This window comes from Arthrobacter sp. MYb213 (assembly GCF_002979915.1).
Classification (GTDB): Bacteria; Actinomycetota; Actinomycetes; order Actinomycetales; family Micrococcaceae; genus Glutamicibacter.
The window spans coordinates 33,102-48,711 of sequence record NZ_PCQA01000008.1 but is presented as its reverse complement, the minus strand read 5'-3'; the positions used below and the strand labels follow the sequence as shown (position 1 = coordinate 48,711).

General features: G+C 61.4%; 13 protein-coding genes. 11 read left to right on the top strand and 2 right to left on the bottom strand.

What is annotated here, in order from left to right:
• Positions 1-341: 341 nt before the first annotated feature.
• From CQ011_RS16615 to CQ011_RS16600, 4 genes are all read left to right on the top strand, one after another.
• Complete coding sequence (locus tag CQ011_RS16615; RefSeq protein WP_105678823.1) at positions 342-1,664, top strand: hemolysin family protein; 1,323 nt, start codon at positions 342-344, stop codon at positions 1,662-1,664.
• Complete coding sequence (locus tag CQ011_RS16610; protein WP_181148171.1) at positions 1,657-2,727, top strand: hemolysin family protein; 1,071 nt, start codon at positions 1,657-1,659, stop codon at positions 2,725-2,727. Before CQ011_RS16615 ends, CQ011_RS16610 begins: the two co-directional genes overlap by 8 nt.
• Before the next feature lie 102 nt (positions 2,728-2,829).
• A complete protein-coding gene (locus tag CQ011_RS16605) occupies positions 2,830-3,663 on the top strand; it encodes a metal ABC transporter ATP-binding protein (RefSeq protein WP_105678822.1) in 834 nt (277 codons plus the stop codon).
• 6 nt (positions 3,664-3,669) lie between these two features.
• Complete coding sequence (locus CQ011_RS16600; RefSeq protein ID WP_105678821.1) at positions 3,670-4,527, top strand: metal ABC transporter permease; 858 nt, start codon at positions 3,670-3,672, stop codon at positions 4,525-4,527.
• 33 nt (positions 4,528-4,560) lie between these two features.
• Here the strand turns inward: CQ011_RS16600 and CQ011_RS16595 are convergent, their stop codons facing one another.
• On the bottom strand, positions 4,561-4,965 hold the full coding sequence (locus tag CQ011_RS16595) for a Fur family transcriptional regulator (RefSeq protein ID WP_105678820.1): 405 nt from the start codon (positions 4,963-4,965) through the stop codon (positions 4,561-4,563).
• Between the two features lie 139 nt (positions 4,966-5,104).
• On the opposite strand from CQ011_RS16595, the gene CQ011_RS16590 reads away from it, so the two are divergent.
• From CQ011_RS16590 to CQ011_RS16580, 3 genes are read left to right on the top strand one after another with little or no spacing between them, the layout of a single operon-like run.
• On the top strand, positions 5,105-5,788 hold the full coding sequence (locus CQ011_RS16590; RefSeq protein WP_105678819.1) for an MBL fold metallo-hydrolase: 684 nt from the start codon (positions 5,105-5,107) through the stop codon (positions 5,786-5,788).
• Positions 5,785-6,636, top strand: a complete 852-nt coding sequence (locus CQ011_RS16585) for a sulfurtransferase (protein WP_105678818.1) — start codon at positions 5,785-5,787, stop codon at positions 6,634-6,636. Before CQ011_RS16590 ends, CQ011_RS16585 begins: the two co-directional genes overlap by 4 nt.
• 14 nt (positions 6,637-6,650) lie before the next feature.
• Positions 6,651-7,079: an HIT family protein gene (locus CQ011_RS16580; RefSeq protein WP_105678817.1), complete on the top strand. Its 429-nt coding sequence runs from the start codon at positions 6,651-6,653 to the stop codon at positions 7,077-7,079.
• Positions 7,080-7,086: 7 nt separating this feature from the next.
• Here CQ011_RS16580 and hrpA read toward each other — a convergent pair whose 3' ends face one another.
• A complete protein-coding gene (hrpA, locus tag CQ011_RS16575) occupies positions 7,087-11,082 on the bottom strand; it encodes an ATP-dependent RNA helicase HrpA (RefSeq protein WP_105678816.1) in 3,996 nt (1,331 codons plus the stop codon).
• Between the two features lie 415 nt (positions 11,083-11,497).
• On the opposite strand from hrpA, the gene CQ011_RS16570 reads away from it, so the two are divergent.
• From CQ011_RS16570 to CQ011_RS16555, 4 genes are all read left to right on the top strand, one after another.
• Entirely contained in the window at positions 11,498-12,505 is a 1,008-nt protein-coding gene (locus CQ011_RS16570; protein WP_105678815.1) for an ABC transporter substrate-binding protein, read from the top strand.
• Between the two features lie 101 nt (positions 12,506-12,606).
• Positions 12,607-13,527, top strand: a complete 921-nt coding sequence (locus CQ011_RS16565; protein WP_105678814.1) for an ABC transporter permease — start codon at positions 12,607-12,609, stop codon at positions 13,525-13,527.
• Positions 13,520-14,311 carry an ABC transporter ATP-binding protein gene (locus CQ011_RS16560; RefSeq protein ID WP_105678813.1) on the top strand — a complete coding sequence of 264 codons (792 nt, stop codon included), beginning with the start codon at positions 13,520-13,522 and terminating at the stop codon, positions 14,309-14,311. The genes CQ011_RS16565 and CQ011_RS16560 overlap by 8 nt, the downstream gene beginning before the upstream one ends.
• A 210-nt stretch (positions 14,312-14,521) precedes the next feature.
• The gene (locus CQ011_RS16555; RefSeq protein ID WP_105678812.1) at positions 14,522-15,544 is read left to right on the top strand and encodes a CobW family GTP-binding protein; all 1,023 of its coding nucleotides are present in this window, start codon (positions 14,522-14,524) and stop codon (positions 15,542-15,544) included.
• The last annotated feature ends 66 nt before the right edge of the window (positions 15,545-15,610 follow it).

Sequence of the window (15,610 nt, the reverse complement as noted above, 5' to 3'; positions counted from 1 at the left end):
ATTTCTAGACCTGCGCTCCAGTCTAGTGACATGTTGCAAGGTTTTGCCACGAGTCGTCGGGAATATCACGAAAGTGTCGCTAAACACTGACCATTTACCCCGAGCTAACTACCGCATATCGCGTCTGGCAGAATATTGTGCGCGATCGACGATCTTTCGTTAGACTAAATCGCACTATGGAATCTCATTCTCCAAGCCGGTCCGTCGCCCGCGGGCGCAGCACCGGCCATCACACCGAACGCCTGGCAGATTCTGCCTCCCGATTGGAGCCTTCTAGTTGCCGCTCAGAGCAAACTAGAGGCCTTCTAACCCATCGATTCCAGGGGCGTGGCTAACCGCCCATGGAATGGATCTTCATACTTTTCGGTGTACTGCTCATACTTGGCACCGGCTTTTTTGTGGCGGTCGAGTTTTCGCTCGTAGCCCTCGATAAAAGCACCGTCCAGCAGGCCATCGATCGCGGCGAAGCAGGCGCAAAACCACTGCTGCAGTGCCTGACCTCGCTGTCCACCCAACTTTCCAGCTGCCAGCTAGGTATCACGCTGACCACGCTGCTCACCGGTTATGTACTTGAACCGGCGATGAGCAAGCTGCTCGCCCCGGTACTAGAAAACTTCGGTATTGGCGGCTCCAGCGCCACCGCGGTCGCCGTGGTGATCTCCCTGGTAGTGGCCACCTTGCTCTCGATGCTGATCGGCGAGTTGGTCCCCAAGAACCTGGCGATCGCTAAGGCGATGGCGGTCGGTAAGGTGCTGGCCCGCCCACAACTGGTATTCACCGCCATCTTTAAGCCGGCGATCGTGGTGCTCAACGGTTTTTCGAACATGATCCTGCGCAGGTTCTTCGGCCTCGAAGCGAAGGAAGAAATTTCCGCCGCCCGTAGTGCCCAAGAACTTGCCTCGCTCGTTCGGCGTTCCGCGGAACTTGGCACCCTCGACATTCAGACCGCGCGATTTGTGGAATCAACCATTGAATTTTCCGAACGCACCGCGGCCGATGTGATGACCCCACGCACCTCGATGGCCACCATTGAATCCGAGGCGGACCTCTCCGAACTCATCATGATGAGCGCCGATACCGGGTTCTCCCGGTTCCCGGTCACCGAGGGCTCCAGCGACGAAATTCAGGGCATCTGCCACGTCAAAGCCGTCGTTTCGGTGCCACGCGAACGTCGTGCGGCGCTGCAGGTCGGCGAATTTGCGCGCGACGCCCTCTACGTTCCAGAGACCATTCACCTTGACGTCTTGCTCGAACAACTTCGCGCCGCGGAATTCCAGGTAGCGATCGTGATGGACGAATACGGTGGCACCGCCGGACTGGTGACCTTGGAAGACCTGGTCGAAGAGATCGTCGGGGAAGTCTCCGACGAGCATGACGAGGACGAGGAAGAGGCGGTCACTCAGCCCGACGGCCAATGGCTGTTCCCCGGGATGAACCGCCCGGACCACATCAACGAGCACTTCGACACGGATGTGATTCCCGACGACTCGGCCTATGACACCATCGGCGGCTTTATGCTCTCCGAACTTGGCCGCCTGGCCGAATTGAACGACACCGTGCACACCGCGGCCGGTACCTTCACGGTGACCGAACTTGATGGCCGCCGGATCGCGCAGGTACGTTTTGAACCTGCCCCGGACGTAGCGGAGGGCACCCATGAGTGACCTAATGGGAATCGCCTGGCTTTTCATCCTTTTGGCGATCAACGCGTTCTTCGTGGCCGGCGAATTTGCCGTCATGTCGGCGCGCCGCTCGCAGATTGAACCATTGGCCGACGAGGGAAATAAACGCGCGAAGATTGCGCTGTTCGCCATGGAGCACGTTTCGATCATGCTCGCGGTCTGCCAGCTGGGCATCACCGTCTGCTCGTTGTTGATCCTGAACATTTCCGAACCTGCGCTGCATCACCTGCTCGGCGTGCCGATGATGGCGCTGGGGATGCCGGTCGAGGTTGCGGACACCGTCGCCTTCCTGATCGCGCTGATCTTGGTGACCTTCTTGCACGTGACCTTTGGCGAGATGGTGCCGAAGAACATTTCGGTGTCCATCGCGGACAAGGCGGTGATGGTGCTGGCGATGCCGCTGGTGGGCGTCTCCAAGGTGCTCAAGCCGATCATCGCGATGCTTAACGGTGCGGCGAACCTGTTCCTGAAACTCTTTGGCGTGGAACCGCAGGACGAGGTGACTAGTTCTTATACCGCCGCCGAGGTGCGTTCGATTATCGATACCTCCTCGCAGGAGGGAACGCTAGAAAACAAGCACGCGCTGCGGCTGACCAAGGCGCTGGAATTTTCCACCGTCTCGGCGGCCTCCTGCATGGTGGAAGTTGACAAGTTGTTCACCCTGGAATGGGGGCAGACCACCGCGCGCGAGTTTGAAAAGAAGGTCGGCAAGACCGGGTATTCGCGCATGCTGATCACCCGCGAGGATGTGCCGGTGGGCTACTGGCATGTTAAAGACGTGATGCTGATCGACGATGCACACTCCACCGCGCCGCTGCGAGATCTGCCGCTGCACCCACTGGGTGTGGTGAAGCAGGATACCGAAATCGAAGAGGCGCTGGAGAGCATGCGTCAGGAGGGCAATCACCTCTCGGCAGTGGTCAACGAGGCGGGCGCCACCATCGGCGTACTGTTCCTGGAGGACATTATCGAGGTGTTGGTGGGCGAGATTAGCGATTCGACGCAGAAGCGTCACGCCCCGCCAAGCTCGCAGCAGGACAACTAGCCTCACAAATAAATGCGTATTGCGAACCAGTCGCAACTGGTAGAGTTAACTGCGGCATCGTACCCACGATGCCGCAGTTTCTTTAAGCGTGAAAGCCGGTTTATGAGCACTTCCCCGATCCTCAGCTTCGACGCGGCAACCCTGGCCTTCGGCCCGCGGGTGCTGTGGCAAGAATTGAACCTGCAGGTGAAACCCGGGGAATTTCTGGCGGTGCTCGGGCCCAACGGTTCGGGCAAAACCAGTTTCATCAACACCATGCTGGGCACCACCGCGCTGAATTCCGGGCGCGTTTCCATCGCCGGAGCCCCGGTGCGCCGCGGCTCAAACCTGGTAGGTCTGATCCCGCAACAACGCCCCTTTGGTGACAACGTTCCCTTACGCGCGCGCGATCTGGTGGCGCTCGGGGTAGACGGCAACCGGCCCGGGATCCGCATCGCCCGCAAGGCGGTCCACGCCAAGGTTGATGAGCTGCTGGAATTGGTGGGCGCCAGCGCCTACGCGGACCGGGCGGTCGGCGATCTTTCCGGTGGCGAACAGCAACGTTTACGCGCCGCCCAAGCGTTGGCCGGGAACCCGCGGGTGCTGCTTTGTGATGAACCATTGCTCTCCCTTGACCTGCACCATCAGCAGGCGATCAGCCAGGTGATTCACCGCCAGGCCGCCGAACACGGCGCCGCGGTCATCTTCGTCACCCACGAGATCAACCCGATCTTGCCCTATGTGGACCGCGTGCTTTATCTGGCCGAGGGTAAATTCCACCTCGGCAGTGTGGATGAGGTGATGCAGTCCTCGGTGTTGAGCAAACTTTATGGTGCTCCGGTAGAAGTGTTGCGCGTGAACGGACGGATCGTGGTGGTCAGCGGCGATGGGCAACGCCAATTGCCGCCCGACGGGCATGAGCACGCCGAAGATGCCACGACAGAGACCGGGAAGTAAGCGACGATGAACTTCGCAGATTTTATCGACCGCACGTTGAACTTTGACGACTATGGGCTGCTGCTGCCACTGGTCTCCAACTCGCTGATCGCCGGCGCCGCGCTGGGCATCGTCGGCGGGCTGATCGGCATCTTCATCATGATGCGCGATATGGCCTTCGCGGTCCACGGCATCGCCGAGCTTTCCTTCGCCGGGGCGGCCTTTGCGCTGCTCATCGGGGTGGACGTGGTGACCGGGTCGGTGGCCGGCTCGCTGATTGCCGCACTGGTGCTCGGAGTCTTAGGGACCCGGGCGAAGGATCGAAACTCGATCACCGGGGTGCTGATGCCCTTCGGCCTGGGCCTGGGCATCTTATTCCTCTCACTCTATGAGGGGCGCAGTGCAAATAAGTTTGGCCTGCTCACCGGGCAGATTGTCGCGGTCGACGACGTGCAGCTCGGCGGCATGCTGGCGCTCTGCGCGGTGGTGGTGCTGGCGCTGATCCTGGTTTGGCGTCCGCTGACCTTCGCCTCGGTGGACCCGGTATTAGCCAACGCCCGAGGCGTACGCACCGGCGGACTGTCGATCATCTTTATGGTGATTTTGGCGTTGGCGGTGGCCGTCGCGATCCAGGTAGTTGGTGCGCTGTTGGTGTTGGCGTTGCTGATCACCCCGGCCGCCGCGGCCTTGCGGGTCAGCTCCAACCCGGCGCTCACGGTGATTTTAGCGATCGTGTTTGCCGAGATTTCGGTGCTCGGCGGAATCCTGCTGGCGCTGGCCGGCTCGCTGCCGATCAGCCCGTACGTGACTACCATTTCCTTCGTGATCTACCTGGTTTGCCGCGGCGTGGAAGCGCTGCGGAGTCCGCGCAAACACCAGGTTTAACGCCGCCGCCAGACCGGCCGGCAGCGCTGCGGCTTAGCTGGCCTTGCGCCGGCAGTCCTCGCAGAGCCCATAAATTTCTACGGTGTGCTCCGGATCGGTGAACCCATTTTCTGCGGCCACCCGCGCAGCCCAACGTTCCACCGCCGGGGCGAGCACCTCCACGGTCTTCGAGCACACCCGGCAGACCAGGTGGTGGTGGTGTACCTCGGTCTCACAGCGCCGAAAACGGGCCTCGCCGTCACCGCTGCGCAACACATCGACCAGGCCATCGTCGGCCATCGACTGCAGCAGCCGGTATACCGTGGCCAGCGAGACCTGCTTCGCCGAGTCCACCAGCCAGCGGTGCAGCTCCTGAGCGGTGGCAAAATCGTCGACCTCGCCCAACGCCTCGGATACCGCGAGCCTCTGTTTGGTCACGCGGGTTTCTGGCTGCGCCATCTCGCTGCACCGTTCCTTCCTGAAAACTTTTTGGTCCGGGTACACTGATGCGCCCTTAGAACCTCAATTTTAGCCAACTTCGCCGCAAGATCCGTGTCTGTGACTGGCCGAGGGCGCGCCGTCGGCCTAGGCTGAAGCTATGCGCATCACATTACGCGGGCATTCCGCCATTCACGTGGCCACCATCGACGGTTCCTTGTTGCTCGATCCCGGCGTCTGGTCAGCACTTGACGGGGCTTTCACCGGCATTAGCGCGGTGCTGCTCACCCATCAACATGCCGATCACGCAGATCAGCCACGGATCGCGGACGCGGTGATCGAAAATTCGATGTTGCGCGTATATGCGCCCGACGCGTTGGCTCGCGCCCTGCGTGAGGCGCTGCCCGGCCCGCACCAGGCGCAGATTACGACGGTACAGGCCGGGGACGACTTTGTGGTCGGCGGAATCCGCGTGCGCGCCTTCGGAGGCACCCACGCCACCATTCATAGTTCGATCGAGCTGGTGGGGAACGTCGGCTATCTGGTCGGCGAGAGCGAGCTCTTCCACCCCGGGGACAGCTATCAGGTGCCCATCGGGATTCGCCCGCAGGTGTTGGCGCTGCCGCTGATGGCCCCGTGGGCAAAAATCGCGGAGACCATGGATTTTGCTACCGCGGTGGGTGCGCCGGTATGGGTGCCGATCCACGACGGGCTGCTCAACGAGCGTGGCCGCAACCTCTTTGACACCCAACTATCGACCCGAGCTCAGGGCTCCGGCGCGACGCTGCGCCGACTAGAGCCGGGCACCAGCTACGAACTTGCACAGATCGGAACGGACGCATGAATCCACTAATTTCGGCCTCCGAGCTGGCCGCACGGCTGGCCGAGCCCACACTAGTGCTCCTTGACGTGCGCTGGGTGCTGGGCCGCACCGACGGCAAGGCGCACTACGCGGCGGCGCATATTCCCGGCGCGGTGTTCGTCGACCTAGACACCGAACTGTCGGGTGCCACCACCACGCATTCTGGCCGCCACCCGCTACCGACTCCCGCAGATTTTGAGGCGAGCGCGCGCAGCTGGGGGATCGGTCAGGATTCCTCCGTGGTAATTTACGATGATTCCGGCGCGCTGGCCGCGGCCCGCGCCTGGTGGTTACTGCGCCACGCGGGTTTTGACCAGGTGGCGGTGCTCGACGGCGGATTGGACTCGTATAAAGAGCTAGGCGGACAGCTGGCAAGCGGGGAGGAAAATAACCCGCCCGGGGACGTGCAACTAAGTTGGGGCGCCATGCCGGTGCTCGATTTTGCCCAGCTTGAAGGTTATCCCGGCACGCTGATCGATTCGCGCGCCACCGCCCGCTACCTGGGAATCGAGGAACCTATCGACCCGGTGGCCGGGCATATTCCCGGGGCACGTAATCGGCCAACCACCGACAACCTCGACGCGCAAGCCAAATTTTTGCCACCCGCGGACCTAACCCGCGCCTTTCAAACTCTGCAACAGGGCGCGAAAACAGCCGGTGAAGACGCGCGGTTAGCCGCCTATTGCGGGTCCGGGGTGACTGCCTGCCACCAGGTGCTCGCCGGCGCGCAGGTCGGGCTTCAGATCGCGCTCTACCCGGGCAGCTGGTCACAATACTGTTCCTACCCGCAGGCGCCGGTCACCACCAGCGATGAACAACACCGTCACTAACCGAAAGGCCCTTTATGAGCACGCTCTTTAGCAAAATTATTAACGGAGACATCCCGGGACGCTTTATCTGGTCCGATGAGACCTGCGTCGCGTTCCTTTCCATCGGACCGCTCAGCGATGGCCACACCTTGGTGGTGCCGCGCGCGGAGATCGACGAATTTACCGACGCGGACGACGCACTGCTCACACACCTGAACCTGGTAGCGGTGAAGATCGGTCGCGCGCAGAAACGTGCGTTTAATGCGGCGCGTGCCGGGCTGATGATCGCCGGTTTTGAGGTCCCACACCTGCATGTGCACGTTTGGCCGACCAATTCGCTAGCCGACTTTGACCTGTCCAACGCGGCGGTCAACCCGGATCCGGCACGCATGGATGAGAATGCGGCCACACTGCGCGCGGCCTTGCATGAAGACGGCTACGCGCAGTTTGTCCCGGCCGACTAGGCGCACCCTACAGCGCCGCCAGCGAATCCTTAATCGCCTTGCGGATGCGCTTCTCGCTGACCGAATACGCGGTACCCAACTCTTGGGCAAACAGCGAGATGCGCATCTCTTCGAGCATCCACTTCACCTCGCGCAGCCCCGCCGGAGTGCGAGCTCCCTCGGGGACCTTAGACAGCGCGACGTCGTAGTCATCCTCTAATTTCTGGATCACCATCAGCCCGTGCCCATCTCTGGTCACCGCCCCGGAGGTGAGCTTAGCCAGACGGGATTCGATACCCTCCAAATAGCGCGGCAAACGCATCAGATGGCCGGCCCCGGTCGCGGCGATAAACCCTGGGTAAATGAGCTGTTCCAGCTGCGAGCGAATGTCGCTGACCGCGGCAAACATCGCCAACGACTTAGTGGCCTTCAGCGCGGTGTGTACCCGGGTCGCGGAGCCAAACACCTTGGAAATGACCGCGGTGATCGCAAAAACTGTGTCGATCTGCTCGGCGCGCACCGTTTCAAACAACTTCTCAAATCCGGCACGATCCATCGGCAGTGCCTCGGGGACCAGCTTGTCCACCGCGGCCATCGTGCAATCGGCGATCAGCTCATCGATCGAACCATGCGGATTTTGGCTAAAGGCTAGCCGCTCGGCATTATTCAGATGCCCGATGACAAACTTTGAGGCGGCCGGTAGGCGCAGCATCAGCAGGCGGATAATTCCGCCGCGATGTGCGCTGTCGCGTTCGGCGGCGCTGCGATAAACGCTCAGGCTCACGTCCTTGCCGGTATCCACCAACCCTGGATAAGCGGTAATTTCCTGACCCATCACGGTGGTGGTGACCTTTGCCGGCAGTACGTCCGCCTGAGTGTGCAGCGTCGGCCAGGCGGTGAGCCCCTGCTGATCCCACTGGCCTGAAGACCCGGATGAGCCCGATGCCTGCGACCCCTTCGCGTTTTTGGCGCCCTGAACCGGGTTCGCGCCCTGGACATTTTTGCCCTTCGCGCCAGCCTTACCCGCAGCACCAGTGTTACCGGCAGCCGGGGCCGCCGGTCGCGCCAAACTAGGGGAGTTAACCCCACTGGCCAACGCCGCCCGGTTCGCCGCCGCCAACTTGTACTGCAGCGCGGCCAAGTCATCTCCGCGGCCAAGCACCGTCCCGGCAGAGTCAACCACCTCAAAGCCGAAGCGCAGGTGAGCGGGAAGCGTCGAAAAATCAAACACCTCCGGGTCCACCACCATGCCGCCCAGTCGGCGCAGCACCAGCGCCAAGGATTGCGCCAAGTCATCGTTGTCCGGGTCAAAACCGGTGTCCAACATGGTTAGCGCACGGCCGGCCACATCGGGAGCCGGAACAAAGTTTTTGCGAATCGCCTTGGGCATCGAACGAATCAACGCGGTGATCAGTTCGTGGCGCAGCCCCGGGATCAGCCAGCGAAAACACGCCGGATCCAACTGGTTTAAGAACACCACCGGAACCTGCAGCGAGACGCCGTCACCCTCGGGCCCGATAGCCGCCGGGTTGTACTCATAATTGAGCGGCAGCGCGATGGAACCGTGAGACCAGGTGCGCGGGAACGCGGTCTCATCCAACTGATCCGCGTCCGAGGCGAGCACCGCCGCCGGATCAAAGTCCAACAGCCCAGGATCGGCAGCCGACGCGCGCTTATACCAACGATCAAAGTGCCGCTCGGAGACAACATTTTCGCCCAGCCGCGAGTCGTAAAAGTCGAACAGGTCCTCGTCGCTGATGCGCAGGTCATGACGGCGCATCCGAGTTTCGAGCTCTTCAACTTCGGCCAGCACCGCGCGGTTGCGGGCGAAGAACTTGTGGTGGGTACGCCAATCGCCCTCCACCAGGGCATGGCGGATAAACAGTTCGCGGGCCAGCGGCTGATCCACTCGCCAGTAATGCATGCGACGCTTGGCCACGATCGGCAACCCGAAGAGCGTGACCTTCTCATAGCCCATCACCGAACCCATTTTTTTGGACCAGTGCGGCTCCGAATAGCTGTGCTTGAGCAGATTCGGCGCGAGCTCCTCCACCCATGCCGGGTCGATCGCCGCCGCGGTGCGCGCCCACAGCCGCGAGGTTTCCACCAGCTCGGCGGCCATCACCCAGGTCGGCGACTTCTTAAACAATGCGGACCCCGGGAAGATCGCGAAGCGTCCGCCGCGCGCCCCCTGGTAATCACGTTTGCGTTCATCATAGAGCCCGATGTGTCCGAGCAACCCGGCCAGCAGCGACTTGTGGACCTGGTCCTCGTTCGCCGCCGGGTCAATCGGTGCGGCGGCCACGGTAATTTGCAGCGACTTGGACAGTTGGCGCAGCTGGGTGAACAGATCCTGCCACTCGCGCACCCGCAGGTAGTTAATGTGTTCGGACTTGCACAGCCGGCGAAACGCCGAGGAGGACAGCTCTTTTTGCTGTTCTTGGAGGTAAGCCCAGAGGTTCAGCAACCCGGTGAAGTCCGACTTTTCGTCGGCGAAGCGCTTATGGAGCAGCGCGGCTTTTTCGCGCTGCCCGGTGTCTTCGCTGGGTCGTTCGCGCGGATCTTGGATGCTCAGCGCGGCGGCCAGCACCATCAGTTCCTTAGCCACCCCACGGTTCGCGGATTCCAAAATCATCCGGCCCAACCGCACATCGAGCGGAAGCAACGCGAGTTTGCGTCCCACATCGGTCACTACCGCGCGCTTGTCTTCGCTTAGCGCCCCGAGTTCGCGCAGCAGGTTCACCCCGTCGGAGATCGCCCGCGCGTCCGGTGGCTGCACAAAACCGAAGTTTGAAACCTCGGCGGCGGTGGCCACCACACCCATCGAAATCATTTGCAAGATGACACTTGCCAGCGAGGTGCGCAGAATTTCGGGGTCGGTAAATTCCGGGCGCGAGTCGTAGTCCGCCTCGGAATACAGCCTGATCGCGACGCCCTCCGAGACACGCCCGCAACGCCCGGAACGCTGATTGGCGCTGGCCTGGGAGACTCGTTCGATCGGCAGGCGTTGCACCTTGGTGCGGTGGCTGTAGCGCGAGATGCGCGCGGTGCCGGTGTCGATCACGTATTTAATGCCCGGCACCGTCAGCGAGGTTTCGGCCACGTTGGTCGCCAAAATAATGCGCGGCGCGGCCCCCGGATGGAAGACCGCATGCTGTTCGGCTAGTGAGAGTCGGGCGAACAACGGCAACACCTCATAGCGCGGCAAGCGTTTGTTCGCCACCACCAGGGCGCGCAACGCATCGGCGGCATCGCGAATTTCACGCTCCCCGGAGAAGAAGATCAGGATATCCCCGGGCGCCTCGCTTGCCAGCTCACGTACCGCGTCGGTGACCGCGTCCAACGGATCGCGGTCATCTTCCAGCGAATTAGCGTCCTCGTCGGATAATTCCTCGGTGGATGCCTCCAGCGGGCGGTAGCGGATTTCCACCGGGAAGGTACGTCCGGAAACCTCGATAATCGGCGCTGGCTTAACCTCACCGGAAGGTAAAAGCGTGCCAAAGTGCGTGGCAAAGCGTTCCGGATCGATGGTCGCGGAGGTGATGATGAGTTTAAAGTCCGGCCGCTTGGGCAGAATTTCTTTCAGGTAGCCGAGCAAAAAGTCGATGTTTAGGCTGCGTTCGTGCGCCTCATCGATGATGATCGCGGAATACTTTTTGAGCAGCTTGTCGCGCTGAATTTCGGCCAGCAGAATGCCGTCGGTCATCACCTTCAGCTGCGTTTGGCGGGAAACTTCGCCGGTGAAACGCACATGGAAGCCCACCTCGTCGCCGATCTTGGTGCCCAGTTCCTCGGCGATGCGCTCGGCTACGGTGCGTGCGGCAAGCCTGCGCGGTTGGGTGTGTCCGATCATGCCCCGCTGTGCCAGCCCGAGTTCCAGCAGCATTTTGGGTAGCTGCGTGGTTTTACCGGATCCGGTCTCGCCGGCGATGATCACCACCTGGTTCGCGCGGATCGTCTCGATGATGTCCTCGCGACGCGCGGATACCGGAAGGGTTTCGGGATAAGAAATGCTGATGGCCATGATGAGCCCATTCTATGGCCCGAGGCTTCGCATCGCCGACTTCGGGCGCAGATCCACGTGCAAGGCCGGCACTTACGGGATAAAGCGTTGATTTGTGTCACATCTAAGGGGCTGTCAATTTTTCATTCCGTCCAGTGTCAGAGCGTCAGCTTCGGCAATGAGGATACGGATTTGCCTCCGGATCGACGCAAATCGTGCAGTTGTGCGCGTTAGCGGTCGATTGTGGGGTTAAACGTCTTTACTCACCTCGGGTTTGAAGCCTAGGTGAGGTCGTTCACATGTAAGATCGTGGGTAATCACCTGCACGTGATTCGGGTAGTTCCCGCTCCGGCTCGTCGTCGCCGACGGGCTGGGAACCGAATCGGTCGGGCATGGGGACATCACTCGCATATGGGAACTTGTTGAAAGGAACACCATGAAGAGCTTCACCGCTTTGAAACTTGTTGCACTTGCCGCCTCCGGCGCGCTGGCCCTGACCGCTTGTGGCGGCAGCACCGGGGATGAAACCTCAGGTAACGGCGGGGCCGCTGCGGAAGGTCCGGTCAAAATCGGCACCATCCAGTACGTATCGCACCCCTCCCTGGACGCCGTGACCAAGGGCTTCAAAAAGGGTATGGAAGAAGCTGGGTACACTGGCGACAAGATTTCCTACGACGACAACAACGCCCAGGGCGACCAGGCCACCAACGCCTCGATCGTCGGCAAGCTCGCCTCGGATTCAGACATCGATCTGGTCCTCGCGATCGCCACCCCATCGGCTCAGGCTGCGGCTCAGTCGATCACCAGCATTCCGGTACTTTTCTCCGCCGTCACCGATCCGGTAGACGCGAAGCTGGTAGCTTCCAACGAGGCACCGGGCGCAAATGTCACCGGCACCTCTGACAAGAACCCGGTCAAGGAGCAGCTCGAACTGCTCAAGCAGATCTCCCCAGACGCCAAGAAGGTCGGCATCGTCTACTCCTCGGGCGAAGCGAACTCCGCCGTCCAGGTCCAGTGGGCCAAGGATGCGGCCGCAGAGCTAGGACTCACGATCGAAGAGTCGGCGATCTCCGCTCCCTCGGAAGTTCAGCAGGCTGCTAACTCGCTGGACGTCGACGCGTTCTACGTACCTACCGACAACGCGGTAGTTTCCGCGTTGGAAGGCCTGCTGCAGACCGCACAGACCAAGAAGATCCCGGTCATCGCCGCCGATGGTGATTCGGTCAAGCGTGGCGCTACCGCCACCTTCGGTATCAACTACGAGAAGCTTGGCGTGCAGACCGCAAAAATGGCTGACAAGATCCTCAAGGGTGAGGCCAAGCCTGCCAGCATGCCAGTTGAGACGTTGACCGAGGTTGACCTGTACCTCAACGAGACCGCAGCGAAGAAGATCGGCCTTCAGTTCCCAGCGGAGCTCAAAGACAAGGCGATCGAAACCTACTAAGGGTTTAGCACTACCCACCAGCTAAGGAGGCGAGGCGCGAGATGTTAACGCCTCGCCTTCTTCGTGACCTATGAACTTTCTTACCACTCAAGGATCCACAAATGATCACAGCGGTTGAACTCGGGCTGATTTACGCGTTGATGGCGCTCGGGGTATATCTGACGTTCCGCATTCTGGACTTTCCGGACCTCACCGTCGACGGCAGCTTCACCACCGGTGCCGCGGTCGCCGCGGTAGGCATCGTGAACGGAATGAATCCGTGGCTGGCCACCGTGCTGGCATTCCTGGCCGGCATGGTCGCCGGTACGATCACCGGCCTGCTGCACACCAAGGGCAAGATCGACGGCCTGCTCGCCGGTATTTTGACGATGATCGCGCTGTATTCGATCAACCTGCGCATTATGGGCAAGGCAAATACGCCGCTGCTGGGCGAGGACACGCTGATCAGCCCGTTGCGTGCGGCCGGAATACTCGGCTCTGCCACCTCGGTGCTCATCCTCTTCGCCGTCGCGCTGGTTTTTGTGGCCGCGATCGTCTGGTTCCTGCACACCGAGATGGGCATGGCGATGCGCGCCACGGGGGACAACCACGAGATGATCCGCTCCTTTGGTGTCTCCACCGACAACCAGAAGATCCTTGGTCTGGCACTGTCTAACGGGTTTGTGGCCCTTTCCGGTGCGGTCATCGCCCAGTACCAAGGCTTCGCCGACGTGGGCATGGGCATCGGTGTGATCCTCATTGGTCTGGCCTCGGTGATCGTCGGTCAGGCAATTTTCACCCAGCGTTACATCTGGCTGGCCGCGGTGGCCGTCGTCTTCGGCGCGGTCATCTACCGTCTGGTCATCCAGTTTGCACTGGTCGCCGGTCTGGAGGTCAACGACATGAAGCTGATTTCCGCGGTGCTGGTGGTCGTTGCGCTGCTGCTTCCCAAGTGGAAGGGCTTCCAAAAAATTATGAAAAACTTCAAACGCAAGGACTCGGACGCCGAGCCGATCCAGGAAGAGGTGCGCAGCAATGCTTGAAATTAAGAACCTGTCACGGACCTTCTTCCCCGGAACGGTCAACGAGCGCAAGGCGCTACGCGATATCAACCTCTCGTTGGGCTCCGGCGAATTTGTCACCGTCATCGGCTCCAACGGCGCCGGTAAATCCACGGTGCTGAACATGGTCGCCGGCAAACTGTACCCGGACACCGGATCGGTCACCGTCGACGGTAAAAACGTCACTCGAATGGCCGACTACCGCCGTGCAAAGTACATCGGCCGGGTCTTCCAGGATCCGATGGCCGGCACCGCGCCGACGATGAGCATCGAAGAGAATATGGCGCTGGCTCACGCCCGTGGCCGATTCCGCGGACTGAGCATGGGGGTCAGCGCCAAGCGCCGGGAACTGTTTGTTGAAGAGCTCAAATCCTTGGAGCTCGGCCTGGAAAATCGGCTGAAAACCAAGGTGGGACTTCTCTCCGGTGGTCAGCGTCAGGCGCTAAGCCTGCTGATGGCTACCTTCTCGAAGCCGAAGATCCTGCTGCTCGACGAGCACACCGCGGCGCTTGATCCGCAGCGTGCGGCGCTGGTGTCCCGGTTGACCAATGAGATCGTGCAACGTCACCAGCTGACCACCCTGATGGTCACCCACAATATGGAGCAGGCGCTCGCGCTGGGCACCCGGTTGATCATGATGCACGATGGGCAGATCATTCTGGACCTGGACCAGGAAGCAAAGTCAGCGATGACCGTTAAGGGTCTGCTCGGGGAGTTTGAGAAGATCAAGGGCGCGCAGCTCGATGATCGCACGATGCTTCAGTAGCTTTAGCTATGCAGTGCCGCTAGCCGCCGGTGGTTCCTTCGTCTTGACGGGGTCCGCCGGCGGCTTGCTGCGTTAACCGGCTGAGCTTTGGCTTGCAGGCAGCGCACCGTACTACTGTTGAAGTCGAATGTTGAAGTCGAAACCGCGTGACCGCGATTCGCAGGATGGATCGAGCAGGTTAAGTCACGCAGGGCAGATAGGCGAGGGTAAATGGCACGCACACAAATTCCGGTCATCGGGTTAACCGGGTATTTGGGCGCCGGTAAAACCACGCTGCTCAACCATTTGCTGCGCACCCCGGGTGCCCGGATCGGCGTGGTGGTCAACGACTTTGGGGTGATCAACGTCGACGCGGGACTAATCACCGGGCAGGTAGACGCCGCCGAGTCGATCGCCGGCGGCTGCGTGTGCTGTCTGGATGACTCCGGGGGATTGGACCAGGCGCTGGCCACGCTCGCGGCCCCTCGGCTGCGACTGGATGCGATCATTATCGAGGCCAGCGGGGTGGCCGAACCCTTAGCGCTCGCCCGATTGATTCGATTCAGCCAGGCAAAAAGTGTGCGCCCCGGCGGGCTGATCGAGGTGGTGGACGCGGCGAACTACTTTGCCACGGTGGACACCCACGATCAACCACCTGCACGTTTTGAAGCCGCCTCGCTGGTGGTGCTCAACAAGATCGACCAGCTTGAAGGCGGCGAGCAAGAGACCGAAGCTGCGCTGACGCGCATCGCACAGCGGATCGCGCTGCGTAACCGGCAGGTGCCACTGGTGCGAGCCCAGCGTGGGGCGATCGACCCGGATCTGGTCTTCGACGTGGCCCTGGCCGAAGATCCCGAGGATCAGCTACCGCTGGGAGCACTGCTACGTGCCGAACATGGATCGCACACCCATCAGCATGCGGCCGCGGTCACCGTGGCCGCGCCGGAGCCGATTTCCCCGAGCGCGCTGGTAGATCTGCTCGAACGCCCGCCGGCCGGGGTGTACCGGTTGAAGGGGATTGTGTCGGTAGCTACCGCGCGCGGCGCGAAGTGGTGGGCGGTCAACCTCACCGGCCGGCAGATCCATGTGGCCAGCCATCGGGGAAGTGAGCAACCCGGGCTGGTGGCTATCGGTGTGGGGATCGATGAGCAGGCGGTTCGTGCGGCGCTGGATACCGCGGTGCAACCTAGCCAGTTGGCCGATGCGGCGGGAACCCGACGGTTACAACGCCACGCACGGCTCAGCGCTTCGTAGTCCGGCGGTTAGTCTGGCGCGGGTCAGCCTGGCGCGGGTGAGATCGGGCGCCAAAAAAGGGTAAAG